This is a genomic window from Melioribacteraceae bacterium, assembly GCA_019638015.1.
Taxonomy (GTDB): domain Bacteria; phylum Bacteroidota; class Ignavibacteria; order Ignavibacteriales; family Melioribacteraceae; genus JAHBUP01.
The window spans coordinates 108,460-134,367 of record JAHBUP010000001.1 but is presented as its reverse complement, the minus strand read 5'-3'; the positions used below and the strand labels follow the sequence as shown (position 1 = coordinate 134,367).

At 35.5% G+C, this 25,908-nt stretch carries 20 protein-coding genes; 5 read left to right on the top strand and 15 right to left on the bottom strand.

What is annotated here, in order from left to right:
* Nucleotides 1-90 precede the first annotated feature (90 nt).
* The 5 genes from KF816_00555 to KF816_00535 all read right to left on the bottom strand — a co-directional run bounded on the left by KF816_00555 (nt 91) and on the right by KF816_00535 (nt 5,589).
* Nucleotides 91-1,398: a T9SS type A sorting domain-containing protein gene (locus KF816_00555; protein ID MBX3006492.1), complete on the bottom strand. Its 1,308-nt coding sequence runs from the start codon at nt 1,396-1,398 to the stop codon at nt 91-93.
* A gap of 8 nt (nt 1,399-1,406) precedes the next feature.
* Nucleotides 1,407-2,633 (bottom strand): T9SS type A sorting domain-containing protein, encoded by a 1,227-nt coding sequence (locus KF816_00550; protein ID MBX3006491.1) that lies wholly within the window; start codon nt 2,631-2,633, stop codon nt 1,407-1,409.
* 98 nt (nt 2,634-2,731) lie between these two features.
* Nucleotides 2,732-3,493 (bottom strand): hypothetical protein, encoded by a 762-nt coding sequence (locus KF816_00545; protein MBX3006490.1) that lies wholly within the window; start codon nt 3,491-3,493, stop codon nt 2,732-2,734.
* 10 nt (nt 3,494-3,503) lie between these two features.
* Complete coding sequence (locus KF816_00540; GenBank protein MBX3006489.1) at nt 3,504-3,743, bottom strand: hypothetical protein; 240 nt, start codon at nt 3,741-3,743, stop codon at nt 3,504-3,506.
* Between the two features lie 112 nt (nt 3,744-3,855).
* Nucleotides 3,856-5,589 (bottom strand): sigma 54-interacting transcriptional regulator, encoded by a 1,734-nt coding sequence (locus KF816_00535; protein ID MBX3006488.1) that lies wholly within the window; start codon nt 5,587-5,589, stop codon nt 3,856-3,858.
* A 194-nt stretch (nt 5,590-5,783) separates the two neighbouring features.
* Here KF816_00535 and KF816_00530 point away from each other — a divergent pair, with 194 nt between their 5' ends.
* The 4 genes from KF816_00530 (at nt 5,784) to KF816_00515 (ending at nt 13,996) form a co-directional block, all read left to right on the top strand.
* Nucleotides 5,784-7,853: an acetate--CoA ligase family protein gene (locus KF816_00530; GenBank protein ID MBX3006487.1), complete on the top strand. Its 2,070-nt coding sequence runs from the start codon at nt 5,784-5,786 to the stop codon at nt 7,851-7,853.
* Nucleotides 7,854-7,938: 85 nt separating this feature from the next.
* Nucleotides 7,939-9,837 carry a M1 family metallopeptidase gene (locus KF816_00525; GenBank protein ID MBX3006486.1) on the top strand — a complete coding sequence of 633 codons (1,899 nt, stop codon included), beginning with the start codon at nt 7,939-7,941 and terminating at the stop codon, nt 9,835-9,837.
* Between the two features lie 37 nt (nt 9,838-9,874).
* On the top strand, nt 9,875-12,709 hold the full coding sequence (locus KF816_00520; GenBank protein MBX3006485.1) for a S8 family peptidase: 2,835 nt from the start codon (nt 9,875-9,877) through the stop codon (nt 12,707-12,709).
* 33 nt (nt 12,710-12,742) lie between these two features.
* Nucleotides 12,743-13,996: a hypothetical protein gene (locus KF816_00515; protein MBX3006484.1), complete on the top strand. Its 1,254-nt coding sequence runs from the start codon at nt 12,743-12,745 to the stop codon at nt 13,994-13,996.
* Here KF816_00515 and KF816_00510 read toward each other — a convergent pair.
* The 4 genes from KF816_00510 to glgA all read right to left on the bottom strand — a co-directional run bounded on the left by KF816_00510 (nt 13,993) and on the right by glgA (nt 19,627).
* Entirely contained in the window at nt 13,993-16,140 is a 2,148-nt protein-coding gene (locus KF816_00510) for a hypothetical protein (GenBank protein MBX3006483.1), read from the bottom strand. The two genes, KF816_00515 and KF816_00510, sit on opposite strands and share 4 nt — an antisense overlap.
* A 96-nt stretch (nt 16,141-16,236) precedes the next feature.
* Nucleotides 16,237-16,950, bottom strand: a complete 714-nt coding sequence (locus KF816_00505; GenBank protein ID MBX3006482.1) for a ThuA domain-containing protein — start codon at nt 16,948-16,950, stop codon at nt 16,237-16,239.
* A gap of 3 nt (nt 16,951-16,953) precedes the next feature.
* Nucleotides 16,954-18,108: a metallophosphoesterase gene (locus KF816_00500; protein ID MBX3006481.1), complete on the bottom strand. Its 1,155-nt coding sequence runs from the start codon at nt 18,106-18,108 to the stop codon at nt 16,954-16,956.
* A 37-nt stretch (nt 18,109-18,145) separates the two neighbouring features.
* Nucleotides 18,146-19,627, bottom strand: coding sequence for a glycogen synthase GlgA (glgA, locus tag KF816_00495; protein MBX3006480.1), 1,482 nt, complete (start codon nt 19,625-19,627; stop codon nt 18,146-18,148).
* A gap of 244 nt (nt 19,628-19,871) precedes the next feature.
* On the opposite strand from glgA, the gene KF816_00490 reads away from it, so the two are divergent.
* Entirely contained in the window at nt 19,872-20,942 is a 1,071-nt protein-coding gene (locus KF816_00490; protein ID MBX3006479.1) for a hypothetical protein, read from the top strand.
* Between the two features lie 114 nt (nt 20,943-21,056).
* Here the strand turns inward: KF816_00490 and KF816_00485 are convergent, their stop codons facing one another.
* From KF816_00485 to KF816_00460, 6 genes are all read right to left on the bottom strand, one after another.
* Nucleotides 21,057-22,277, bottom strand: coding sequence for a 4-hydroxy-3-methylbut-2-enyl diphosphate reductase (locus KF816_00485; protein ID MBX3006478.1), 1,221 nt, complete (start codon nt 22,275-22,277; stop codon nt 21,057-21,059).
* Between the two features lie 4 nt (nt 22,278-22,281).
* Entirely contained in the window at nt 22,282-23,130 is an 849-nt protein-coding gene (locus tag KF816_00480; protein ID MBX3006477.1) for a DUF2911 domain-containing protein, read from the bottom strand.
* A 95-nt stretch (nt 23,131-23,225) separates the two neighbouring features.
* Nucleotides 23,226-23,612, bottom strand: coding sequence for a hypothetical protein (locus tag KF816_00475; protein ID MBX3006476.1), 387 nt, complete (start codon nt 23,610-23,612; stop codon nt 23,226-23,228).
* Between the two features lie 113 nt (nt 23,613-23,725).
* Complete coding sequence (locus KF816_00470; GenBank protein MBX3006475.1) at nt 23,726-24,187, bottom strand: hypothetical protein; 462 nt, start codon at nt 24,185-24,187, stop codon at nt 23,726-23,728.
* Nucleotides 24,188-24,357: 170 nt separating this feature from the next.
* Nucleotides 24,358-25,020: a hypothetical protein gene (locus KF816_00465; protein ID MBX3006474.1), complete on the bottom strand. Its 663-nt coding sequence runs from the start codon at nt 25,018-25,020 to the stop codon at nt 24,358-24,360.
* Between the two features lie 21 nt (nt 25,021-25,041).
* Complete coding sequence (locus KF816_00460; protein ID MBX3006473.1) at nt 25,042-25,884, bottom strand: hypothetical protein; 843 nt, start codon at nt 25,882-25,884, stop codon at nt 25,042-25,044.
* Between the last annotated feature and the right edge of the window lie 24 nt (nt 25,885-25,908).

The following is a 25,908-nucleotide window of genomic DNA, read 5'->3' as shown; positions in this document are numbered from 1 at the left end:
TATCTAAAAGGGATTAAGTTTTTTTTCGTCAATAATTAAAAAACCCGGCATAACCGGGCTTCTCAATATTAATAACATTATTTGGTGCTCTTATTTTAGAAATAGCATCTTTTGGGTTTGAATAAAGTTTCCAGCTTGCAGCCGGTAAAAATATATTCCGGTTGAAAGTGATGAGTTATTCGTGAATTTTACATTATACACTCCCGGTTGTTGTACTTCATTTACAAGTGTGGATACTTCTTTTCCTAGCACATCATAAATTTTTAAATCTACATCGCTGACTGCTGATAGCTTATAACTTATTGTTGTTTCCGGATTAAATGGGTTTGGGTAATTTTGAAATAATTCAAAATGGTTTGGTAGAAATTCATTATTCGTCACCGAGGTTATCGCTATAGACGTTTTATAAACTCCTGTTATTTCATTGTCACTGCTTCCCCCGGTAAAAGCATAATTAAATAAATATAGATTACTATTATTTGCCGCCATAAAACCAAAAACGGAACCGGCATTTATATTCGGCAATCCCTCTTGAGAAATTGGGGTCCAAGTTTGTCCCTCATCGGTTGAGGATAAAAGAGTTGTTTTAGTGCTTATCAATCCCCTTGATGCGGCAAACAAAGTATTGCCAACTCCAATCATACTCATTGGTATTTGAAAAGAACCGTTATCGGGAACTCCATTATTTATTGCATCCCAATCTTTATTGTTTTTATTCCACTTAAATAAACCGGCACCGAAGGATAATCCATAAATAGCGCCTTTGTATTGATAAACAGCGGAGACCGCAATTCCGCCTGGATTCTTAACGCTCCAAGTTTGACCATTATCAGTTGATACTACTGCTCCTGTTCCAAGAAATACACTTATTAAGTGATCTCCCGATGCGGCTAATTGAACCAGGTTTCCACCCACGGTTGTGTTGATTATGGTTTCCTGCCATGTCATTCCATTATCATTCGATTTATAATATGATTTGCGATTTGAAGATGCGTATAGTGTAGGTCCGTCAGAACTTAATTGAAGAATGGCGCCATTACCAGTAACCGATGGAATATTTGATTTTTCACTCCAGCTAGCTCCATCATCTGTTGATGTATAAAACCGATATGTCCCCGCTCCTAATGTTGTAGTGATCGCGAATATTTCATTTTGATGAACGTACATATAGTAAACATCATAAGGAAATTTATCGGCGATATTAGTCCATGTTGCGCCGCCATCGATTGTGCGGTAGAGTTTAAATCCGGAATGACTGCCATATAAAAAGAGAGCAGTATTATGAGCAAGCATTTTACCTGATACCCCCACATTATTTTGACTTACTCGAGCCCATTGAGCGTTAATTGAATACGATATGATAAAATAAATTATTAAATACTTTAGAACGATCTTCATTTTTAATCCTATTTGATTAACATCATTTTTTTAGTTTGTGCAAAGTTGTCAGCTTGTAGTTTGTAGAAATAAATTCCGGCGGAGAGTGTTGGATTGATAGAAAATTTCACATTATAACTTCCCGGTTGCTGTACTTCATTTACGAGTGTTGCTATTTCTTTTCCAAGAAGATCATAAACTTTCAAACTAACATTGCTCACTACGGATACTTTATAACTAATTGTTGTTTCTGGATTAAATGGATTTGGATAATTCTGACTTAATTCAAACTCAGCCGGAATTTCATCACTAACTTGTTTAACAGAAGTGATTCCTAAATCGGAGAGAGATAGTTTCCATACTACTCCAGCTTCTGTTCCTAAATAGAGAATACCATTATTTAGTACCAAAGTTCTCGCATTTGTATTTGCCGGGAGCCCCGAATTAATTTCATTCCAGGACGCGCCGTTGTTTGAAGATCTAAATACTCCTCCCCCTTCAGTAGCGGCAAAAAGATTTTCTCCGGTAGCTACCAATGAATTTATATTGGTATAAAGTAACCCGCTGTTAGTTTTTTTCCATGATTTGCCATCATCAACAGATACATAAACACCATCGAGAGTCGCAACAAAAATATTTGTTCCGCCGCCGGCTTTTGGTGTTTCGGCAAACCCTTTTATAGTAGTATTCGATTGACCAATCAAGGTACTCCATGTATCTCCATTGTCCGTCGATTTATAAGCGTATGGTCCTTGCCCAAGAAAAGAATAGTTTTGAGCAACATAAATAGAATTTACTATATGGGTTGTACCGCCATTACTACTCCAGCTTGATCCATTATTTACAGATTTAAATATTCCGCCGCCGCCGGTTCCGGAGATAATATTGTTACCTAAAAATGCTAACGCGTAAATGAAAGGCACTGTTATTCCACTGCCGGTGGATGTCCAGCTATCACCATTATTATTCGAGAGAAAAACTCCACCGCCATAGGTCCCCGCTCCAATTAACGTCCCGTTACCTGCAAGTGAATATACTTTTAGGTTTGATAATCCTGAATTTTTTTGAATCCAATTTTGATCCGAGTTAGGTGAATAATAAATACCGTTGCCATTTGTACCTACCACTAGTGCGCTCCCGGCCTTAATCATACATCTTATATCAACTCCAAATGAATTATTGAGTGAAGTCCACTGCCCCATGCTTGTAGATATTGCGCTTAACAGAAAGAATAACATTATTATATATTTTCTCATACAACTTTCTCCCTTTATTATTATAAACCTAAACTGGGACTGTTTTCGCCCTCTGAAAACAGTCCAGTTAGACCAACTGCTTTAGCAATTGAAGATCATTAATTAATTTTTATTACAACGTTTTTCACAATTTCAGAAATCAAGTAATATTTTTTTCCGCCGCCAGTAACAACATTGTAATTATACTTAACCACGTATACCATACAATCTCCGCTGAATGAAGCCAAGTCGGCCGCCGGAACTGAGTAACTTCCGCTATCATTCAACTCTTGATAACTTTTCACTTTTGAATCTGATGTATTAATAACCTGCACAAGTACTTTACTTGAAGATCCCCCTCCCCAGGTAACTTGTAAATTAGAAGATTTATTAACGGTTGCATTTGAAACCGGGGCGGTAACGTTAAAAGATGCCGGACTATTAACTGTCCCACTAAATGAGGGAATTGCTCCGGCACCAGATACAGCAAAATTGTGAGACGAACCATTGAAGTTTATCCCGCTCACAGTTTGTGTTGGATTTGATGGATTGGGTGCGATATAAAATGTTGACCCGCCTTGAGTAAGCTTGCCAATAGCATTATTGTTTACAGTTAGTGCTCCTCCGTCAATCCCTTTTCCCAAAATTCCAAAAACTAAAGTCGTTTGAATGGCAGGAAATCCCGCAACAGGTGAGTTCATAGAGTATTGTATTGTTGCTAATGTTCCACCATAGTCGGCGGAATTTTCAAATGTGGGCATTGGTTGGCCCGCAGAGGGACCGCTACTATTTTCCGGTTCTGTGGGATTATCACTTTTATTACAGCCAACTATTGAAAGAGCAATAACTAGGGGTAAGACTAATAAAAAATATTTCTTCATCTTTTCTCCTTTAGCTATTTGAATTTTCTTCCAGAAGACCTAAGTCGTTTGGTCTTCCTATTACATATTCAATTTTAATTTTATCACAAATACTCAAAGCTGATTCCCGGTCAATAACAGTAATAATGTTGAATCCTTCTCTTGATAAAAGCTCTCTCATCTTTCGAAGTTTTATTGTATCCGAATCAATTACTAATATTTGCTCATTCATATTTTTCATCTTCCTATGAAGAACAACATCAAACGACATGCCGTCTCATTAATTGGGAAATAGGTATAATATTTTAGACTTTATTAAGGATTGGGATTATTGTGTTGCAATAAAGCAACAATGCTCATAGTGGGTGTGGTTTTGAGGCAACTTATTCGGTGATATTTAAACTAGAGAGAAGCTTGTGGAGGTGGCTCCTGTTAATATTTAAAATTTTAGCCGCTTCCGATTTTGACTTAAATTTTCTCAGAACTTTAGTTATATAAAGTTTTCTAAATTCATTTTCCGCCTCTGCCAATGATTTATCATTGCCAAATATGTACTCTGATTCGGCATCATTTAGTAATTCGGGGGGCAGATCATCTTTTGTAATAATTTCTGATTTTGATAAAATGATTGCTCGCTGAATTATATTTTCAAGTTCACGGATATTGCCCGGCCAATTATACTGTTCAAGAATTTCCAGCGCTTCATCAGAAATGGAAAACTTGTTGATATCACCCGAATATTTTTTTATGAAGTGATTGGCCAACTCTTGAATGTCTTCCCTTCTTTCTCGTAAAGGTGGTAGAACAATTTCGATAACCTTTAATCTATAATAAAGATCTTCTCTAAATAATTTCTCGGTAATCATCTGAGAGAGATCCCGGTTAGTTGCGGCAATAAATCGTACATCAATTTTTTTGATTTGCACAGAGCCGAGCCGCTCAATCTCTTTTGTTTGTATAACACGGAGAAGTTTAGCCTGAAGATTAATTCCCATCTCACCAATTTCATCTAGAAAAATCGTTCCGCCATCTGCAATTTCCATTCTTCCCGGTTTACTTTTTACCGCGCCGGTGAACGCGCCGCTTTCATATCCAAACAATTCGGATTCAAGCAGTTCAGATGGTATTGCGCCGCAATTAACTGCTATAAAGGGTTTATCTTTTCTAGAGCTGTTTGCGTGTATTGCCCTCGCAAGTAATTCTTTTCCTGTACCGTTTTCTCCGAGTACTAAAATGGACGCATCAGTAGCCGAGACTTTAGAGGCAAGCTTTAGCACGGCAAATAATTTATTCCCGGTACCAACTAAATCATCACTTTTAAATAATTGCCTTAGTTCATTAAACTCAATTTTAGGACGCTCTTCAAGCCGTTCTTCAAGATCTTCAATCTCCAGCGATACTTCTAATCCCTTAACTATCTGTTTCGCGAACGCAATTAGGAAAATTAAATCGCTATCCATAAAGGGATTGTTTTTATTTCTTCGGTCGAGATAAACGGCGCCTAAAACTTTATCTCCTGAAATTAATGGTACGCTAATCGCTGAAGATAATCCCAGAGAAATTATACTATGTTTTTGAGCAAATTCGGCTTCAGCTTTTATATCATCTAATTGAAGCGGTTTTAATTCATTAACTGTGTTTTTTATTATTGATGTAGAAATTTCTTTTACAGCATCTTCCTTTTCGGGGGGCATGTTTTTAGATACAACCGTCTCAATTTCAAGATTATCATTAACTAGAACAATGAATCCTTCATCTGCGGCAAGCTCTCGGACTGTTGTATCAATTGCTATTTCCATCAAGCTTTTCATTTCTGTTTCTGATTGAAACAATATTCCAGATGAGTATAATTTTTCAAATCGATTTTTATCTTCAATTAATTTTTGAATTTTTTCGGCAGTGTGTTCCTGTTCATCCAGCAACAGCTGGATTTCTCTACTAATTTCCTTATTGAACTCCATAATTTTTCTGAACATTTTATCGACATGTTTGGAGGTGTCAGCTTCAGACTCTGGATTCTTTAAAAGTGATGAAAGCCGCATAAAATCTTCGGAAGATTTGGCTACAAACTCACCCAAAATTTTATTTATAATCTGTCTTTTTTTACCTATTTCCATGCTCACCGAAAGTTGTTAATTACATATTGCCCATGTTTTTACTTCTTAATATTAATATAGGGCACGAATTTACATTATTCAACACGCCGATTAACAGTAATAAAATAATATGTAAAAATTAGTAACCGCTTGCCGACAAAAGAAAATTAGTAAGTTTTATCCTAATTTTAACACAACAAACTTTAAAGTTGACTATGGACTCGTTGAAAAACTTTTTTTATCCCAAATCTATCTGCGTGGCGGGCGCTTCATCAAAAGAAAAAAGTATCGGCTACGAAATACTGAAGACGATAAATTCCTACGGCTATACCGGAAAAGTATTTCCGGTCAACCCTAAATCAGAAGAGATATTGGGATTGAAATGTTTTTCTTCTATTGAGGAGATAATCGAACCGATTGATTTAGCAATTGTTGTTGTTCCAAAACAATTTGCCGAGGCAACAATTAATTCATTACTGGATAGGAAATGTAAATCAATCATATTAATTACAGCGGGATTTCGGGAAATTGGTATTGAGGGGGCTGTTGTTGAAAAGCGAATTATTGAAAAAGTAAAAAATGCCGGCGCACGATTGGTTGGGCCCAACTGCATGGGAATTATAAACACACTCGACGAAATTAAATTAAACGCGACTTTTGTTGCCGAGAAACCGGAAACAGGCAGTACGGGATTTTTATCTCAGAGCGGAGCTTTGGGCGCCGCAGTATTAAATTCACTGCGCGAGACTGATATTAAATTTGCGCATTTTCTTAGCGTAGGTAATAAAGCCGAGATAAATGAGAACGATATATTAAATTATTGGGAGAGTGATGATAACATCAGCATTCTTACTTTTTATCTTGAGAGTTTTGTTGATGGAAAAGAATTTATTCTTCCTTTTGCTCAGGGAAATATTTCCAAACCGGTAATAGTATTAAAAGCAGGTAAAACTTCCGGGGGAATGAAGGCCGCGTCATCTCACACTGGTGCTTTAAGCAGTTCCGACAAAATTGTGGATGCTCTACTAAACCAATTTGGAGTTATCCGGGTTAATGATTTGAATGAACTTTTTAATACCGCTAAAGGATTTGAATTTTTCCCGATTCCAAAAGGAAAAAAGGTTGCGGTAGTTACTAATGCTGGAGGACCGGCGATATTATGTGTTGATAAGTTAGAACAAAAAAAATTAGTCCTCGCCGAGTTATCCATTGAAACAAAAAATAAGATTCGAGAAATCATACATCCCGAAGGTAGCGTTGAAAATCCGATTGATCTTCTTCCCGGAGGAAATGCCGATACATACAAACAAGTAATTGAATTACTTATCGCTGATAATGGCGTAGATTCAGTCATCTCAATATTTGTTGAGCCAGTAATGGTTTCGCCATTCATTGTGGTTGAAACAATCAACTCAATAAATTCCGAAAAGCCAATAATGCAATCCGTAATGCCTATGCCTGAGTTTTGGCAAAAATATAGAGATAACTCAATTAGCAAAAAACCAATATTCAGAAATCCCGAGGATCCCGCGGTTGTGCTTGGAAACATGCTGTTCCATATCACCACTAAAGCAAAACTAAGTTTAGAAAAAACCAACTACGCTAAATTATTCAATCATTCAATTAAAAAAGTTGATGCCAAAAAAGGATTTTTAAATCAAACCAAAACATTAGAAATGTGCGCCCACTACAAAATCCCGACAGTTAAAAGTTTTATAATAAAACCGGCTGAAATTGAATCTTGTGAAATTGATTTTTATCCCATTGTTGTAAAGGGAATAAACGAGGAGGTTGTTCACAAGTCGGAATTAAATGCTGTTAAATTAAATATTAGTAACATAGAAGAATTAGTTATTGCTTCAAAAGAAATTTCGGAAAGTTTTAATAAAGCCGGATTTGAAGTTCAATCATTTTTAATTCAGCAGTATTTAGCTGGCGAGCATGAAATATTAATTGGCGGATTTCGAGATCCTTCGTTCGGCCCAATAATAATGTTTGGAACCGGCGGCAAATATGTTGAAGTTTTTGACGATACTTCAATGAAGTCATGTTACCTTTCCGATATAGATGTTGATGAATTAATTCTCTCCACAAAAATTGGAAAAATTTTAAATGGTGTACGCGGTGATATGCCCAGCGATCTAGAGAAATTGAAAAGTATAATTCGCTCATGCGCTGCAATGATGCTCGAAAATGAAAACATTGTTGAGTTCGACCTTAATCCAATTATATATAATAGAAAGTGTGGCTATGTTTCGGTTGACGCGCGCATCAAAATAATGTAAGAATTTGTGTTTATGATTTTAGGATTGTTGTTTTTGACAATGCATAAAAACACTACAATAAATTGTTCAGACCATCCGAGGAAAAATGAAAACTAGATACTTCACTTTAACGCTAATTTTACTGTTTGCTTGTACTCAATTAATTGCCCAGCATAATTCTCTTTATATACCCCCAAATATTAAAAAGGCTTATGAAAAAGGTACACGCTCATTCGATGGCAGGCCAGGTAAAAATTATTGGGTTAATAAAACTGATTATATAATTAAGGCCGAAGTCTTTCCAAAAGAGAGATTAATTAAGGGCACAACAAATATGAAGTTTTACAATAACAGTCCCGATTCACTTAGCTCTCTTGTTATCAGGTTGTATCAAGACATTATGAAAAAGGGAATGAGTCGAGATTATGCTGTTAATCCTGAAGATATTAATGAGGGAGTAATCCTCGATACTGTAATAATTAATGGTGCAGGAATAGCCCTTCATTCAAGAGCCAAGTCAACAAGAAATGGAACAAATTTACTATTAAGAGATTTATCACCCAAAGTATATTCCAATACTTCTGTCGATGTAGAAATTAGATGGTCTGTTACAATTCCAAAGGAATCAAGAATAAGGATGGGCGCTTACAACGATTCAACTTTATACGTAGCCTATTGGTATCCTCAAATTGCTGTGTATGACGATATTGATGGTTGGGACAGACAAGATTACGCCGGTGCGGTTGAGTTTTATAACGATATCAATAATTATGAAGTTGAAATTACCGCTCCAAAAAATTTTGTTGTATGGGGTACCGGTTTATATAAAAATTTAGAGGAAGTATTAAAACCACATATAATTGAAAGATATAATGAAGCGTTAGATAGCGATGGACTCGTTAGAATTATTAATGAAGAAGATTTGAAAACAGGCCCAACTCTTGATAAAGCAAAATTAATTTGGAAATTCAAAGCTGAAAATGTTCCCGATTTTACATTTGCTTTGAGCAGTGGATATATATGGGATGGAATTAGTGCCGAGATTGATGATAAAGGTACGCGCGTTTTAACCGATGCAGTTTATCCTCCTTCGTCAACAGGATTTGCAAATACCGCAATTCACGCAAAAGCATCGGTTGAATATCTTTCGAAGGAGATGCCCGCGGTTCCATTTCCATATCCTAAAATCACAACCTTTAATGGAGAACAGGCGTTCGGCGGTGGAATGGAATCACCAATGATGGTTAATAATGGAGTTTATCCAACTGAATCAGGACAACTGGGCGTTACACTTCATGAAATTGCTCATTCTTATTTCCCCTTTTATATGGGAACGAATGAAAGAAAATATGCGTGGATGGATGAAGGATGGGCAACTTATTTTACGTATGATTTAGTTACACAGACATATCCAGAAGATGATGAGCTTGCCGCAAATATTACAAATATGGGGAGAGAGATGGGATCGGAGAGAGACTTACCCATTTATTCTTTATCATACGCAACGAGAGGAGCTAACTTAACATTCTCATCATATATTAAAAGTTCGGTCGCGTATCATTTTTTGAGAGAAGCACTGGGACACGATTTATTTTTAAAGGCTCTTCATGAATATATAAATAGATGGAAAGGTAAACATCCAATTCCCTACGATTTCTTTTTCACATTTAATGATGTTGCAAAAGAAGATTTGAGCTGGTTCTGGAATCCTTGGTTTATGAATAAACACTTCCCTGACCTTGCAATTAAAAGCGTCCGCCCAAAAGGAAATAAAACCGAAATAACAGTTGAAAATATGGGGGGTGTTCCTGTTCCCGTAAATTTGAATGTTACATATGACGATAAATCAACCGAAGCAATTAAACATAATATTTCTGTTTGGAAAAAGGGTAACCGGGAGTTTAAACTTGAATTCTCTTCGAATAAAAAGATTACTAAAGTTGAAGTTGATACTAGAGCGGTTCCCGATGCCGATAAATCTAATAATTATATAGAAACAAAATAGCCGTTTATATTTTGCTATAAATTTTACAAAGGATTGTATGAAGAAACTTTTGATTATACTGGCAATTACTTCCCTTCTTTCAGCTCAGGAAATAATACGGGATGGAAATTCATTTTATTTATCTAATACATTAATCGTGAAGTTCAAAGAAAATCCTTCGCCAAATTTTAATATTCAAGAACTTTTTTCTTCCCGAAAAAACAATACAATTAATTCGACAGTTATTTCATTTAAAAAGTTATACGAGGATAACCCAAACATTTTATTTAAAGGAAGTAATTCACTGGCAAATATTTATTCTATAGAAATAATTACAAGCGAGGACATTCGTTCTGTAGCACAGAAAATTTCTTCATTTAAAAATGTTGAGTACGCAGAACCAAGATATATTCACAAACTAGCTTATGTCCCCTCCGATTCTTTATACAAAAACGGTTCACAAGATCATCTCAACCGCATATTTGCTGAAGATGCTTGGAATATAACGAAGGGAGATTCTTCTGTATTAATTGCAATAATTGATACTGGGGTTGATTGGGGACATCCCGATTTGGCGGCAAATATTTTAAAAGATATTAATGGTAAAGTGATAGGTAAAGATTTTGGTGGAACAAACGGTATCGCTGATGATGATCCCATTGAAGATATTGATTTAAACAATCCTCTCGCGTTTCACGGTACTCATGTGGCGGGAATTGCTTCTGCTGTAACTGATAATAAAATTGGTGTTGCCTCAATTGGATATAACTGTACAATTCTTCCGGTAAAAGTATCAAGAAGTGACAGAAGAGATGATCGAGGTTATCCTTATGTTTATTATGGCTACGAAGGCATTAAATATGCGGCGGATAACGGAGCTAGAATTATTAACTGCAGCTGGGGTGGTTATAGTTATTCCCGTTATGAGCAGGATATTATAAATTACGCCGCGTCGTTGGGAGCGGTTGTTGTAGCGGCTTCTGGAAACGACAACTTGCCCGATACTTTTTATCCCGCAGGTTATGAAAATGTTTTATCAGTCGGCTGGCTGAATTATTTTTCTGATCAAAAATTTCCAAATGGAAATTATGGAAAAGATGTTGACGTTATGGCTCCGGGCACATTTATACTTTCAACTTGGCAGAGAATTCCAGATAATGAAACAATGTACAGATCAATTAGTGGTTCATCTATGGCTTCTCCGCTGGTTGCGGGATTAGCTGGATTGGTGGCAGCACAATTCCCAAATTATTCCCCCGAACAGATTATTCAAAGAATTCGAGCCACTGCCGATGATATCTACAGCGCAAATGAAGCAAATCTAAAATACCTTTTGGGAAAAGGGAGAGTGAATGCTTTTAAAGCTGTCGCGCAAACAAATGTCGTTGCCGTGAAAGGAAGTGATATTAAATTTATTGAACGAGGTAATAATAATGGGATTTTTGAAACAAACGAGAGCGTGGAAGTTGCGGTTTCAATCAAAAATTATTTCGAGCAAATCAATAATCTTAGTATTACAGTTGAGACTGATGACCCATACATTAACTTAAGCTTGCTAACAAACAGTAATTTTTCCCTAGATGCATCAAGAGAATACCCCAATTTATACACGTTCAAGTTTGATATACTGCCGACCGCGCCAACTAATCATACAATCAATTTCTTGATTCACTATAAATCAATTGGATATGAAGATTATCAATGGATAACGGCAAGAATTAATCCAACCTATGACAATCATAACAATAATAAAATTACTATGACTGTTACGAGTAAAGGAACGTTAGCTTATAATGATTTTCCCAATAATCTTGAGGGAGAGGGATTTAAGTACAACAATAACGACAACGTAATGTTTGAAGGCGCATTCATGTATGGAACCGGAAAGAATAACTTAATGGACGCGGCACGAAGCGGACAATCGCAAAGTTTCGATTTCCTTTCTCTTCAACAATACAAAGTAGTTACTCCGGGTAAAATAGCCGATCAAGAGGGATTTACTATGTTTAATGATTCCGAAGCAAAAACCGCTTCACTAGGAATTACGACCGAAATGACTACATATTCATTTCAAAACCCGCCGGATGATAATTATGTAATAATTAAAACAAGACTTAAAAATGAGACCGATCAAGTAATCAATAATATTTATGCTGGTTATTTTGTTGATTGGGATATTCCCTTTAGTAATTCGAATGATGACACTACAGGCTACGATAGAACAAATAATTTTGCGTTTGCATTCGATAAAGGTTTGGTTGATGATCCAAATTATTACGGTTCTGCATTGTTGTCCGATTTGAATTATTCATATTACCCATTGTTAACGGATGGTTCAGCCGGAGAAATAATTATGATTAATGGTTTTGAGGACCTTGAAAAATTTACTGCTCTTTCGAGCGGAATAAAATTTAGTGGTGGTGTCGGAGGAGATGTTTCTTATGTTATGGGAGGAGGACCTTTTTCTATTTCACCTAAATCTTATAAAGATGTGGCATTTGTATTTGCCGGCGCTGAATCAATGGATAATTTGAGAAACACCATAATACAGAGCAGAAAAAAGTATATTGAGGTTATTACCGGTGTTATTGAGGATGTTGAACTCCCAACTGAGTTTACTCTTTTTCAAAACTATCCCAATCCTTTTAATCCACAGACGACAATCAGCTATGTCATTCCGAACGGCATGCCTGCTAGCAATGTTCACGTTACATTAAAAGTGTACGACATATTGGGTAGAGAAGTGGCAACGCTTGTGAACGAAATACAGCAAGCAGGAATTCATAATTATAAATTCTCAATTATCAATTCACAATTATCTTCCGCTGTTTATTTCTACCGTCTGCACGCGGGTGATTTTGTTTCTGTAAAAAAGATGATTTTGATGAAATAACATTATAATTTCTCATACAAAACCGGAGCTTGTATGGGAAATCCTAAATTTGGGGTATTATGTTTTTCGAGTGATGTTGGAAGACTATCTATTGATCAAGTAGGTGGAGACATTAAATCATCTATCACAGAATTAGGCGCCGATTGGTTAGATGATAAAAATATTTCATTTGAAAGGCCCCTCTTCTTTTTTATACTTACCGGCGGTACCGAAAATAAATTTTTGAACTTTTGGCAGAACAGCAAAACCCTTCTGTACAAACTTCCTATTATTTTGATTGCACATTCATCACACAACTCACTTCCCGCGGCACTTGAAATTCTCGCACGGCTAAATCAGGAAAACGTAAAAGGTAAAATAATTTTTATTGATACCGAGAACAGCAAAAAGTGGGTTGATGATCTGCGGAAAATAATAAAGCAATATGATATTTATTTCCAACTCACAAATACCCAAATAGGGTTAATAGGAGCTCCTTCCGATTGGCTTATAGCGAGCATGCCCGATCCCGAGATTGTAAAAAAAGTATGGGGCTGTGAAATAAAGAATATAGATTTGAATGAACTTAAAAATTTAATTGATAATATTACTGATGAGGAAATTGAAGACCCGCTCTATTCTCTTACTAAAAAAGCCAAGTCAATTAAAGAACCATCAAAAAAAGAAATTAAAGAAGTTGTAAAAGTTTATTCGGCGTTAAAAAAAATAATAGATAAATATAAATCAAATGCTCTCTCTGTTCGTTGTTTCGATTTAGTAATCGACCTAAAAACAACCGGCTGTTTTGCTCTTTCAAAGTTAAATGATGATGGTATTACTGCCGGATGCGAAGGAGATATTGTTTCCACTATAGGTATGATATGGGCTAATTTATTTACCGAAGAGGTGGTTTGGATGGCAAATCCCTCTTCATTAGATGAGCAAAACAATTCTTTGTGGCTCGCTCATTGCACCGTTCCCATAAGCTTAGTTGATAATTACCAACTGCGCTCTCATTTTGAATCGGGACTTGGTGTTGGCATTGGGGGTGAAATATCTAATGGAAAAGTTACTCTTCTTCGTATTGGTGGAAAAAATTTAGAGCAGATCTGGATTTCAAACGGAGAGATAGTTGAGTCAGGAAATTCCGAAGTATTATGCCGCACCCAAGTAAAGGTAAAACTTCATGGTTCAGCAAAAGTAAGTGATTTATTAAGAAATCCACTTGGCAACCATATATTAATGGTTCGAGGCAGCTACGCAAAAGAATTACTAGAATGGTGGGAGATATTTATCAATAATTCCTAAAACTCATTCAGTTTAACCCATATTTGCGATTTTGCATTGCACCCGGTTTTATTAACACTTGTAACCTGCCCGGTATTAAAATTGGTTTCGGTGTATGATAATTCTTTAATATAATTACAGACCCCCTCTCCAAGTTGTATAAAACTGTAATATGAGTAGTTTGGACCGGCTTGAGTATTATATTCGCTTAAAGGTAGGTTTTGTAACACAATTTTATTCTTCACGCTACGAGAACCGTCTGCAATATAAGAGACATCATAAATAATTTCTATCATTTCTTTTTTTACAAAATCATATGTTAGTGTAAACGTTCCCGAAACATTCGTGTACATATCGGCAAATTTTGTCAGAGTAAAATCACCTATAAATTTATTTCCAACCCAATAACCCCTCCAATTATCCGAAGGATTAAATTTTGGAAGCGCATATGCTTCCCAATTTATATTATTACCGCCGGTTTCATTTGCGGCAAATCTAACACTTATAGATGCAGATTGAATTTTTGAAAGGTCCACGGCTTCTTCAAATTTGTATTTGAAAGTTACGTCTTTAGTGCCATCTGAAGGGATAACGCTTCCATTCGATACTGCAATAACTATTCTATCATCTTTCTCAATAACATCCTTTAAGTTAGTCAACGTGTATTCTGATACGGTTGTAGTTAATCTTTTTAATTCACCAATTTTTGCGTTACTCCTAAATATACAAATCTCTCCGGCTGATGTTGAGAATGTTATTTGTGCGTTTTTTGTAGCTTCAATTTGAGTAGGAAATTCAAATCTATAAAGCTGAGACGATAGCGCTCCCATTTTTAATGTAATCGTTTCTTCAACTGTCTTTAGTTCTTTAATTTGCTTTCTGGTTGCACTTCCAACTATAAAATCTTTTCCCGAAAACTCGGCAGGATCAACCTGGTCTAATAATAATTTTTCAATATAGTCATACCAATCAAGATCTATTGTAACAGCACAAATAGAGCTTATAGAAAAATAGGAGCCCAATTTTTTCAATATTCCTTCATAAATTTTTACTAATGATTTTTCTCCATACTTATTAACTAAATATTTAATAAAAATTGACATCCCATAACCATAACCTGCGGGATCACTTTTAATTGTTGAAATTCCCGACAAGATTAGGTATCTATAAGCCTTAACATTCATATCGGTGAAATTTGGATCTTTTAATAATGCATATGAGCTCCATGTTGAAACCGCTTCATCAACCCAAAGATGCTCATACCCCCCCTTCCATACGCCAAGAATATTTGAAGTAAAATTCCAATGTGGATTATACATTGTTTGTGCCGCGTGAAACAATTCATGTATTAGTGTGGCTTTTAGTTGCTGTTCATCATTTAACGAATTTCTATCTATTTCCATGATATCATAATTCATACTTCTTTTTGATGAAATATATTCGCCATACACTCCCGGGCGGTTAACAATATTTATATCCATTGGCCAATTGGTACGTTTAGTCAACTTAAATCCAAGCTCATCAATATATTTGTAGCTATCTTCTAATATTTGCCCAACATCAATTATTGTATTTTTATCTATGCCGAGCGGATAATTCACTCTGAAATGATTTTTTGGGGTGATATAAGAGACTTGATTTATTTTTGACCAGAAGTAAATAACAAACCGCCCTTCATCTTTTATGCCGCTGAATTTCGCAAAGCTAGCTTCCGTGAGATTATCTATCTTTGCTGTTACAATACCATCAACAAGTTTGCCTCTCAAATAAATTACTTTGTCTTCAAGTTTATCGCCACTTACTATATATGATGGGACTTTAACCGCTAAAATTGTATCGCCTGTAATTTGTCCCGATATCTTTACTCCTATTTCAATAGGTTTGGAAAAATTAATTGGAATATTATCTAACTTATAAGCAGTACTGTTCGCATCCGATTCGTGACCAGGTGGAATGGCTGCTTTTTCCAAAATTAATTTTTGATCACTTGAGAATGTGCCGCTCGAAATATTTACTTGTGCATCCTCAAGCTTGATTGTTCCCCCCTGAACGCCTATAGCCGTTCCTTTAAGTTCGGGTACTTCCGGTTCTGTTGAGTTTTCTTTTTTGCATGAATTGATTAGGATAAAGAGAGTGACGGCTATGAGCCAAGCGTGCTTGTTCATTTAACGCTCCTTTTGGTGGGAACTATAAATGTAAAATAAGATTTGAATGACTTCTTTACAAGAAAATACTTATGATTAAATGAAACGTGGAGTGTATTAATTGCTCAACAAATACTCGAAAGTATTGTTGATTAGTTTTTTAAAGTTACCATTACTGAAAGCAATTTTATCGTGTCCAAGCATTATAAAAACTACCTTTGAGTTTTTATAGGTGTGCGTCCATCCTAATATTTCTCCGCTTTCTCTATAATCTGTGGTGAGTAGTACTTTTACATTTTTCTGAACTCGATAGTTGAGATATGTTTCGTCGTGGATTTCAAAATCATTTAATCCCTTTGTTACCGGATGTGATTTATCAACTATTTTTACAACAAAATCTTGATCGTGTTTATAAGTTGATGGGCCATATATTTTTCCATCATCACTATACTTTTGATGAAAATATTTTCCACCGACAATTTTCTCATACTCATCCCATTCTTGGTGAGAGACTATGGAATGGTGCAGAAAGAACACGTCTATTCCATATTCAAATATTTTCAGAAAATTATTTTTCTCCTCTTCACTAATTGACTGATATGTATCATAAAACAAAATTGCTTTGTAATCCTTCAATTTGTCGGAACCGAATAAAGTAAAAGCGGCGGGTTTTGAAATTGTATCGTACTCGAACTTTTCAAATAGGCTATAAAAATTTTCTTTATCCGGTGTCTTTCCGCCGGTTACAATTAATACTTTTTGAGATTGGGCAGATAGGTGATCTATTAAAGCAAAAGAAATTATAATTATTAATATTATTTTCTTTATCATAAACTACTCTTTGAAGTGAAGATTAATTTTAATTATTTCCGGTCTGCTGCCGGTTCTAACCGGAGGACCCCAACCACCAGCTCCGCTCGAAACATAATAGTGGGTATTTGTTTTTCTTTTGTATCCCCACGCCAATTCATAAACTTTATTAACTATATGATTTAAGGGCCAAAGCTGTCCATTGTGTGTGTGCCCGCTTAATTGCAGATCAACTCCATTCTGTTCTGCCTGTTCTAAATTAAATGGTTGATGATCCATCATTATTACCGGGAATGACTTATCTGTTTCGGATAATATCTCATCAAGTGGTTTTCTTTTCTTTGATGTAAAGCGATTAATATCTCTATCCTCGCGCCCAACTAGATAAAAAGAATTATCTACAAGAATTGAAGTGTCACGCAAAAACTTAATTCCCTGTTTTGTAAGATATTCAACTGCCGGCTCAACACCCCCAATAAATTCATGATTGCCGGTAACAGCATAAATTCCATATTTTGATTTTATTGAATCAAATTTTTCTCCCAAATTTTCTCTTATTAATGGAGCAATGTCTTCATCAACAATATCGCCGGCTAAAAGAACCACATCTGGTTTCAAAGAATTAATTGTTTTAACAAAATCATACATAAAATAATGGCCATAAATATGACCAAGATGAAGATCTGATGCCATTACAATTCTTAGTTTGCTACGATCTCCACCCGATTTGTCGAGATGAATATTATATTTTTTTACAACAAATATCCTGCTGTTGATAATTCCGCCGACCACTGAAGTTGTAACAAGTACAAGTATAATTAAGGCAATTATTTTTTTGGTTTTAACCGGATGTTCAAAAAAGACTTTTGGCACGAAGGGAATGAAATGATTAATTAATCGGAGCAAATCCAGGATTACCAAACAAAGAAATGTATAGAACATTATTGCCAGCCAAATTGATCCAACCCAAATTAGAAAATCAATAAGGTATGTGTACCAATAATTTTCGAGTATTCTGCCCACAAAAAAAGAGGATGCAGTTGCCGCCAAAATAATTATTGCTAATGTTTTATATGAGTCTGGAATAACGGAGACTATTCTTCTTATTACATAATAATTAATTGAGCCGTATACTAAAAAAACAGTGCCAAAAAAAATTATAGCTTGACTTATTTTCATTTTTCCTTTTAAGTGTAGAACGTTAATTACTTAACTCTTAGTTCCCCATTTGTTTAATTCTGTTTTTACGTGCATGATCATAAAGTTCAACATATTTAAGCGCTGAATTTTCCCATGAATAATTCTGCTTCATTCCATTGAGTTGAATTTTTCTCCAAACATCCTTTAATTGAAAATCATTAACTGCACGCTGAACCGAATGTACCAATGCTGTTGTGTTATAATCCCAGAATGAATATCCGGTGCCAATTTCGAGCCCTTGTGTTAAATATTCATTCCAATCAAGGATAGTATCTGCGAGTCCCCCGGTTTTTCTAACAACCGGCACGGTACCATACTTCAATGAATAAATCTGATTCAACCCGCACGGTTCAAATTTTGAGGGCATTAAAAATATATCCGCTCCGGCTTCAATTAAATGGGCCAGATCATTATTATAACCGATATATGAAACAAATTTATTTGGTAATGATTTACTTAGGTATGTGAACATCTCCTGGTATTTCTGTTCACCGCTACCAAGCACAACCCATTGCGCGTTTAACTTAACTAGTTCTTCAATTCCGTCGGCAACAATATCAAAACCTTTTTGGGATACCATTCTCGATACGATACCGATCATCGGAATTTTTTCATCATAGGGGAGATTAAATTTGTCGAGCAGATATTTTTTATTTTCTTCTTTACCCGAAAGATCATCTGCATTATAGTGAAATGGAATATGCTTATCGGTTTCCGGATTCCAAATAGAATAGTCTACTCCATTTAATATTCCGTAAAAGTCATTTTTGCGTAAAATTAAAAAGGGATGCATCCCCTCTCCATATTCGGGAGTCAATAATTCGCGGGCATAATTCTCACTAACCGTATTAATAGCATCGGCAGAATAAATTGCCGTTTTCATAAAATTTACTCCGCCCTCATATTCCCCTATGCCTCCATCAAGAAAATATTTGTATTCAATTTCAGCCTTGTGAAATGCCTCTTTAGAAAATCTTCCTTGGTAGGCAACATTATGTATTGTGAACACAGTCGCGGTATTATCAAAAAGTTTGTCCCACTTATAATTATCTCTCAGCATTAAGGGAATTAGTGCTGTCTGCCAATCGTTGCAGTGAATAATGTCGGGCTTCCATTTTAATCTTTGAATTACCTCAATTACTCCTTTTTGAAATAAAAGAAATCTCTCATCCTCGTCCCAGTTTTCCGTATAAATTTGCCCCCGGTAGAAATAGTAGGGGCAATCAATAAAATATACTTCCACATCGGAATCGGGCAGTAATGATTTATGAACATGCACCTGGTGAACGCGTCCATCAATTCTAATTGGCATTTCTCCAATATCCCATTGATACTCGAGACCATTTTTTTCTTCATCAATTAAATTGTACTTGGGCATAAAGACTTTTACTTCGTGCCCCATTTTTTTTAATTCAACCGGGAGCGATCCGGCAACATCGGCCAATCCGCCTGTTTTAGCATATGGGAATATTTCGCTTGACGCAAAAGCTATCTTCATTTTTCTCTTAGAATTTTGATTTTGATTGTGCAAATATATGCATAAACTTATACAACAGCGTGGGTAACTACTTGCTGTCGAGGAGTGGTCCTCGACAGCCTTGTGAATATCTCAGCCGTCAAGAACCACTTCTTGACGGCGGCAGTATTATTTTTTTTGTTACCCATACTTCTCTGTTTTTTAGATAAACTTGTCTATTTTAAAAATGCAATTTTGAAAAACTAGAATCATAAGTGGGGAATTTGTGAAACACCTTGCGATAACACTTTCAACTGCAATAATAATACTTACAGCAATCCTCTCTTGTGGTGAAGGAATAACCGAACCCGAAAAAAAAATTAAACACCCCAGAGAAATGACGTGGACTGTAGATACATTACAGATGCCTCAGGATGCCATACAAGTATTTCCGTATGATATTGTTGTATTATCCCCTAAGGATGTATGGCTTGCAACATGGGTAGGACATGGAGCAATGATGCATTATGATGGAAAAACCTGGAGTATGGTTAAAGAAATCGGGGGAGGAATAAGCCGCGTTATAGAAGGAAATAATAAAGATATATGGACAACAGGTTACATTGGGAGTGGCTTTGTTGAGGAATTTATACAGCTATCCTATTTCGGAAACTATCGTAACGGTATATGGACTGATTATAAACTAAATACGAGAAGTCAGATGCTAGGACTGACTAAGGATGACCAGGGTAATATATGGGGAGGGGGGAGAGATGGAATAATAATAAAATATGATGGAACACAATTTATTGTTGATACTATTAAACTTAATCTTGGACCAGAAACTAGCTATTTTTTGAGCGATATTTTATACCACCAAGGGAAGATACATGCGTTAGTCTGGTCATACAATCGAGAGACACATGCTGAGATACATTATTATATCCATGGTACTCTAAAAAATTGGCAGGTTGTTGAAACAATGGAGATAACAATGTTTTCAAGATGGAAGTGGGGTATTCAAGATTTATATGTAGATTCAAGTGGAGAGCTATATTCCAGCGGTCAGGGCGGGGTTTGGAAAAGAGAACAAGATAGATGGAATCCCATTTTACAATTAAATTATGGAATAAATGAAATATTTAGTTTGGATGAAAAATATATGTTCGCGTTAGGAGGCTATAGTCTAGTTTTTTTTTACAATGGAACAAATTGGGAAAACATCAGCGACCTTTTTAAAATCAAAGATCCGACAATATCATTTCAAGTAGGATGGACAGACGGATACGAAACGTTTATTGTAGGCTATGGAGAACTAAACGGCAATTTGGGCACATATATTTTTCACGGAAAATAGGGGGAAACTTTAATCCAAAGTAAAGTGCAGTCGAGGAGTGGTCCTCGACAGCCTTGTGAACATCTCCGCCGTCAAGAACCATTTCTTGACGGGATATAATTTAGAAAAGTGCTTTTACCTCACAGAGTTTTCAACTACGTCATCAATTTCAACATTGATAGAGTAAAAAGATAAAATTTTATTCAACACATCATCAACAATTGAATCGGGGCAGGAAGCTCCGCTTGTAATCGCAATCTTAACTTTTTCTTTACCTGGTAAAAATGATGAAACAACTTCAGACTTCTGATGCAAGTCGAAATGTTTTATTAATTCTTTGCTCTCAATCTTCCTCGAATCAGAAATAAAAAATGTTTTGAATTTACTTTCGAGGAGTTCAACAAGATGAGAAGTATTTGAACTGTTATACCCGCCAATTACAATTGAGAGATCGGCTTCATTTTCTAACAATCCTAAAGTTGCCGATTGATTATCATTAGTTGCATAACATAGTGTGTCCCGGGTATCGGCGAAATGATTTTTAATATTTTCATTTCCATATTTCAATATCATGGTTTGTCTTAAAAGTTCTGCAATTTCTTCAGTTTCACTGGCAAGCATTGTTGTTTGATTAACTACACCAACTCTTGTTAAGTCGGTTAATAAATTAAAACCATCAGAATATTTTCCACTAAAGAATGAATAGAATTCCTCTTCGGGACGATTGCCTAAAACAAACTCAGCAAGAATTCTTCCCTCTTCAATATCACGGATAATGATTGATTTGGCATTTCGAATACTGTGTGAAAAAGTTGCTCTTGTTTCTTCATGTTTTGCTTTACCATGAATTACCACCGAAAAGTTTTGGTTGCCAAGATCAACAGCTCTATTCCACACCTTTTCAACAAATGGACAAGTTGTGTTGTACTTTACAGTATCGATCCCTTTTTCGATCAACAATCTTTCAATTTCTATTGTTGTGCCGAATGCGGGAATAATAACAATATCATTACTTGTAATTTCTCCCCAATCAATAAAATGATTTCCGTAATTATCCATTATAAAATTAATGCCGCGACTTTTTAAATCTTCATTTACATGCGGGTTATGAATCATTTCACTTAATAGAAAAATTCTTTTACTGGGATTTTCATCAATTGTTTTGTAGGCTATTTCAATAGCGTTTTCTACACCATAACAAAACCCAAAATGACGGGCGATCAAGAAGGTAACCGCCCCGAAATCGAGAATTGTGGGGGAGAAATCCTTTTTTCTCGGGTCGAGCAGTTTTCTCTTCTCTTTAATTTTAGAAATTATCGAACTTCTGTAATGGTCGGGAATGTCAAATTTTTTCATGAAACTATTTCATTGCCGAATTAATTTGTTTTTCTAGAAAATCTATTTGAGAAACAAAACTCTGGTAGTTTTTCTCATTGCGTCCGGTTTCGCGGCATTTTGCCAGCGATTTTAATGCATCAACATAATTTTTAGATGAGTAAAGTACACGCGCTTTTTGAAAGTGAGAAACATATCCACCGCCCAACGAAACAGCTTTATCGGCCCACACAACTGCCTCATCTAAAAAAATGGAATTATCCGCGGCATATCTAACTGCTAAATTATGAATATCAGCCTTATCGGGATTTTGCGCTAGCGCTTCTTTTATTTTTTGATGTGCGTGTTTATAAATATCTTCTTTAATAGTGAATGATACTTTTAATTTTTCCCAGGAAATTGATAATGTTGCGGTTGAATCTGATACTTCTGTGAAAGAAAAAAGAAGCCGTTCGTTAAATTCAGATGTGGCCGGCTTAACGGTAAATCTCATTAAGTCATCATCACTTTTGTAATTATATGCGCCCCATTGTTTAAATGTTTTATTAAGTATGATAGTCCACTCATCTTTTTCGGGAATTGTAAATAACGAATAAATTCCGGCTGGCACACTCATTCCGTTAATTGAGACGTTTGTTGTAAATTGAATTGTGGTGGCGTCGTTAGCGCCGGTTCTCCAAATTTTTCCAAATGGTACAAGTGCGCCCCAAATCTCTCTTTCCTTTACGGCAGGACGATAATAATCAATTGTAATATTACAATAACCGATAGTTTGTGAGACTTGCGCTTTTTGGCTGACGCGTGGAAGTTCTAACTGGGCATTTATTGTTATAGCCGAAATTAAAACAAACAGAATTAAAATATTTCTTTTCATATTTAGATTACCTTTTTATTTATGAACAAAAGAAAGTGAATCGAAGTTCTACGATAGGTGAAATTGAACAGCGCAATTATTATTCTGCATTAAGATTATTTATTAATTGCAGTTACATTTTCACCCCGTTCTTTAAAAACACTAAATGCTTTTTCAGTAAACAGTTCTAATTCTTTGAATAATGGTTCATCAAATTTTTTAAAATTAAAACATGACTTTCCCTGCATCCTGTTTTTTAAAATTTCGGGTATAGAATCAATTAATTCTTGATACATATAAACCGGCATGAGATGAAAACTCACATAATTCTTTTTGATTTCTGTTCCGCCGAAATATAGATCCTGCTTAAATTTAGCCGAATATCCCCCATAATAGGAAATTGAAAATTCATTATTCACCACTACCTTAAACTTCTTATCATATTTTTTTAATATTCGTTTAAGTCGTTCAAATATTTTAAGGAACTCGATAGAATTACGCATAATTGCCCCATAAATTTTACGTAAACTTAAGAATTTGGAGTCAAACTTACAGCAAAAGAATTTTTTCTATTGAACAGACTTTGTGCAAACTCGGAGAGAGTAGATATCTGAATTTATTTTTTGTGCTTATCATTTTTCATCTTTAACAATATTTCCTGCAAAGTGGGAGTTTTTGAAACTAAATGATAGCCGAGAACTGTACCTACTGTTGCCCCCAACGCTCCCCCAAGTAAACCCAACCCAAAATTCTCTCCAATAGCATCAAACCCATTTTTTGTTTTTAACCCTAGAAATAATTTTCCTCCGGCAAGAGCAGTAAATCCGCCTAATACAATTGCGCTTGTATATTGATTGGATCTATCAATGTTATTGTTTAAATCTTCTTCGGAGATAAAGCCTAACTCATCATCATAAATTCCTAAAAACTCTATGTAACTTATATTACTTATGTTTATGTTACACGAAAAACCAGAATCATCAACAAAAAGAGAATCTTCTGAAAAGTAATAGTTAAATATTGGGCGTTCTCTCAGCAATCTTTGTTTCTGGTAGATTACTCCAGTAATGTTGTTCATTAAAGTAACTTTTACCGAGTCTTTGCAGGTGACTGTAATTTTTTGGCTAGTAAATTGTTTGTAGAGAGAGGGTTCAACTAATTTTAAATTATTGAGAGTTACTGTTTGACTAGCACATCCCATTAAACAGAAAAGGATTGAAAATATATTTTTTTCATATCAATTCTACCTCAATCAGTTTTTAATTTTAACCTTGATTCCCTGATTCTATTTATAGTTTCTTCGAAAGTAGGTTCTTTATTCGAAAAAATATACGCGCCCATTACGACACCAATCACAGCACCAACTACTCCCCCTTTAATTGAAGAAGAATTAATTTTTTTGTTATCAGATTTAGTCCCTCCACCCCATAGATTGAATTCGAGGCTAGAGAAACTTCCAATAAACGTCCCTGTTAAAAATCCGACTAATCCACCAACCGTAGCGCCCAGCAAAGCTCCACCCCCGGTGCTTAATTCAGATTGTGAAAACATATGAATTTCCTTTTCGCTAATAAATCCCAACTCATCGTGAATAATTCCCTTAAACACTATATCTCTTATTGAACTTATAGGAATACTCGATTTGAAGAATGGTTCATCAATAATTAACGAGTCGCCTTTAAAGTTATAATTTTCAATCGATCGATTTTCAAGTATAGATTTTCTTACAATTTGCCTAGAAGGATATGAGTAGTGAACTAAAACTGAATCGATGGTGGAGATTTGAATTTCCTGCCCGTTGAATTTATTAAATAGTGAGGAATCCCTAATAGTAATTTCGTCTATACTGATATGCGAAGAGGCGCAGGCTGCAAAAAGTAAACATGATAACAAAATTAAGGTTCGATACATAGTTAATCCTTTTAGAAAAATTTAAAAATTATAACAGAACCCAAGCCACGGCAAAAAAGGGAAACCGCCTGAAGCCTTTGAGCTGGTAATTAAACCGAAATCGGCGGCAAGATAATCTCCGAAAAATCTCAATCCAAAAGAGATGAGCATTTGATTGCTTCCAGGGGGAATCCAGTTTTCAGAGATTAGTTTTAAGCTATTTGAAACTTGAGCTTCACCCCCTATCACAATTACAGGCTTTTTAGCTAACTCTCCATCTGAAAAACCATATCCAATACCTAAGGTAAACGAGTGAGTTTTGCTTCCAATAGAAGTTACGCCATAAACAATTCCAAAATTGACCTCCTCTGCTGAAGCATAAATGATTCCTCCGCTTAATGAATACTTATCGCTTTGTACTACCCCGATGCGAGGTGCAATATAGAACAACTGATTATTCGCACCAGGGAAGAGAGTCATTCCTCCGCTTAGAGTGAAAAAATCAGTAATTCCCATTGAAATAAAGGGGAAGAACAGCCAGTAGTCCGAAATATATCCTTCACCGCCTTTCAACATCCTCCCAGTAGGCGCAAAGAAAAGTCTTGTTCTGTTAGGATCTATGCGAACATATTTATCATTTTCAAAATAACCGTTCAACAAATCTTGATCTGAAATATTTTTTTTATCAACTCCCAACTTAATTCCTAATGGGGTGGCAAAAAAGATAGAATCCGTTGTTTGATTTATAATCTTTGCAATAATTTCTGTATTATCTTTTAATGTAATACGAAAAACTTTAGCTGTGTCAGCTTGGGCACATGCACTGCTAATAACAAAACAAATAATGATACAAGCGTTGATTAAAGTATTTATTAAAATTTTCATGTTTATCTCCAAACTTTTATAATT

Excerpts from the sequence above, each read along its gene's own strand:
- KF816_00555 (MBX3006492.1), bottom strand. The coding sequence starts at position 1,398 with ATGAAGATCGTTCTAAAGTATTTAATAATTTATTTTATCATATCGTAT.
- KF816_00550 (MBX3006491.1), bottom strand. The coding sequence starts at position 2,633 with ATGAGAAAATATATAATAATGTTATTCTTTCTGTTAAGCGCAATATCT.
- KF816_00545 (MBX3006490.1), bottom strand. The coding sequence starts at position 3,493 with ATGAAGAAATATTTTTTATTAGTCTTACCCCTAGTTATTGCTCTTTCA.
- KF816_00540 (MBX3006489.1), bottom strand. The coding sequence starts at position 3,743 with ATGTCGTTTGATGTTGTTCTTCATAGGAAGATGAAAAATATGAATGAG.
- KF816_00535 (MBX3006488.1), bottom strand. The coding sequence starts at position 5,589 with ATGGAAATAGGTAAAAAAAGACAGATTATAAATAAAATTTTGGGTGAG.
- KF816_00530 (MBX3006487.1), top strand. The coding sequence starts at position 5,784 with ATGGACTCGTTGAAAAACTTTTTTTATCCCAAATCTATCTGCGTGGCG.
- KF816_00525 (MBX3006486.1), top strand. The coding sequence starts at position 7,939 with ATGAAAACTAGATACTTCACTTTAACGCTAATTTTACTGTTTGCTTGT.
- KF816_00520 (MBX3006485.1), top strand. The coding sequence starts at position 9,875 with ATGAAGAAACTTTTGATTATACTGGCAATTACTTCCCTTCTTTCAGCT.
- KF816_00515 (MBX3006484.1), top strand. The coding sequence starts at position 12,743 with ATGGGAAATCCTAAATTTGGGGTATTATGTTTTTCGAGTGATGTTGGA.
- KF816_00510 (MBX3006483.1), bottom strand. The coding sequence starts at position 16,140 with ATGAACAAGCACGCTTGGCTCATAGCCGTCACTCTCTTTATCCTAATC.
- KF816_00505 (MBX3006482.1), bottom strand. The coding sequence starts at position 16,950 with ATGATAAAGAAAATAATATTAATAATTATAATTTCTTTTGCTTTAATA.
- KF816_00500 (MBX3006481.1), bottom strand. The coding sequence starts at position 18,108 with ATGAAAATAAGTCAAGCTATAATTTTTTTTGGCACTGTTTTTTTAGTA.
- glgA (MBX3006480.1), bottom strand. The coding sequence starts at position 19,627 with ATGAAGATAGCTTTTGCGTCAAGCGAAATATTCCCATATGCTAAAACA.
- KF816_00485 (MBX3006478.1), bottom strand. The coding sequence starts at position 22,277 with ATGAAAAAATTTGACATTCCCGACCATTACAGAAGTTCGATAATTTCT.
- KF816_00480 (MBX3006477.1), bottom strand. The coding sequence starts at position 23,130 with ATGAAAAGAAATATTTTAATTCTGTTTGTTTTAATTTCGGCTATAACA.
- KF816_00475 (MBX3006476.1), bottom strand. The coding sequence starts at position 23,612 with ATGCGTAATTCTATCGAGTTCCTTAAAATATTTGAACGACTTAAACGA.
- KF816_00470 (MBX3006475.1), bottom strand. The coding sequence starts at position 24,187 with ATGAACAACATTACTGGAGTAATCTACCAGAAACAAAGATTGCTGAGA.
- KF816_00465 (MBX3006474.1), bottom strand. The coding sequence starts at position 25,020 with ATGTATCGAACCTTAATTTTGTTATCATGTTTACTTTTTGCAGCCTGC.
- KF816_00460 (MBX3006473.1), bottom strand. The coding sequence starts at position 25,884 with ATGAAAATTTTAATAAATACTTTAATCAACGCTTGTATCATTATTTGT.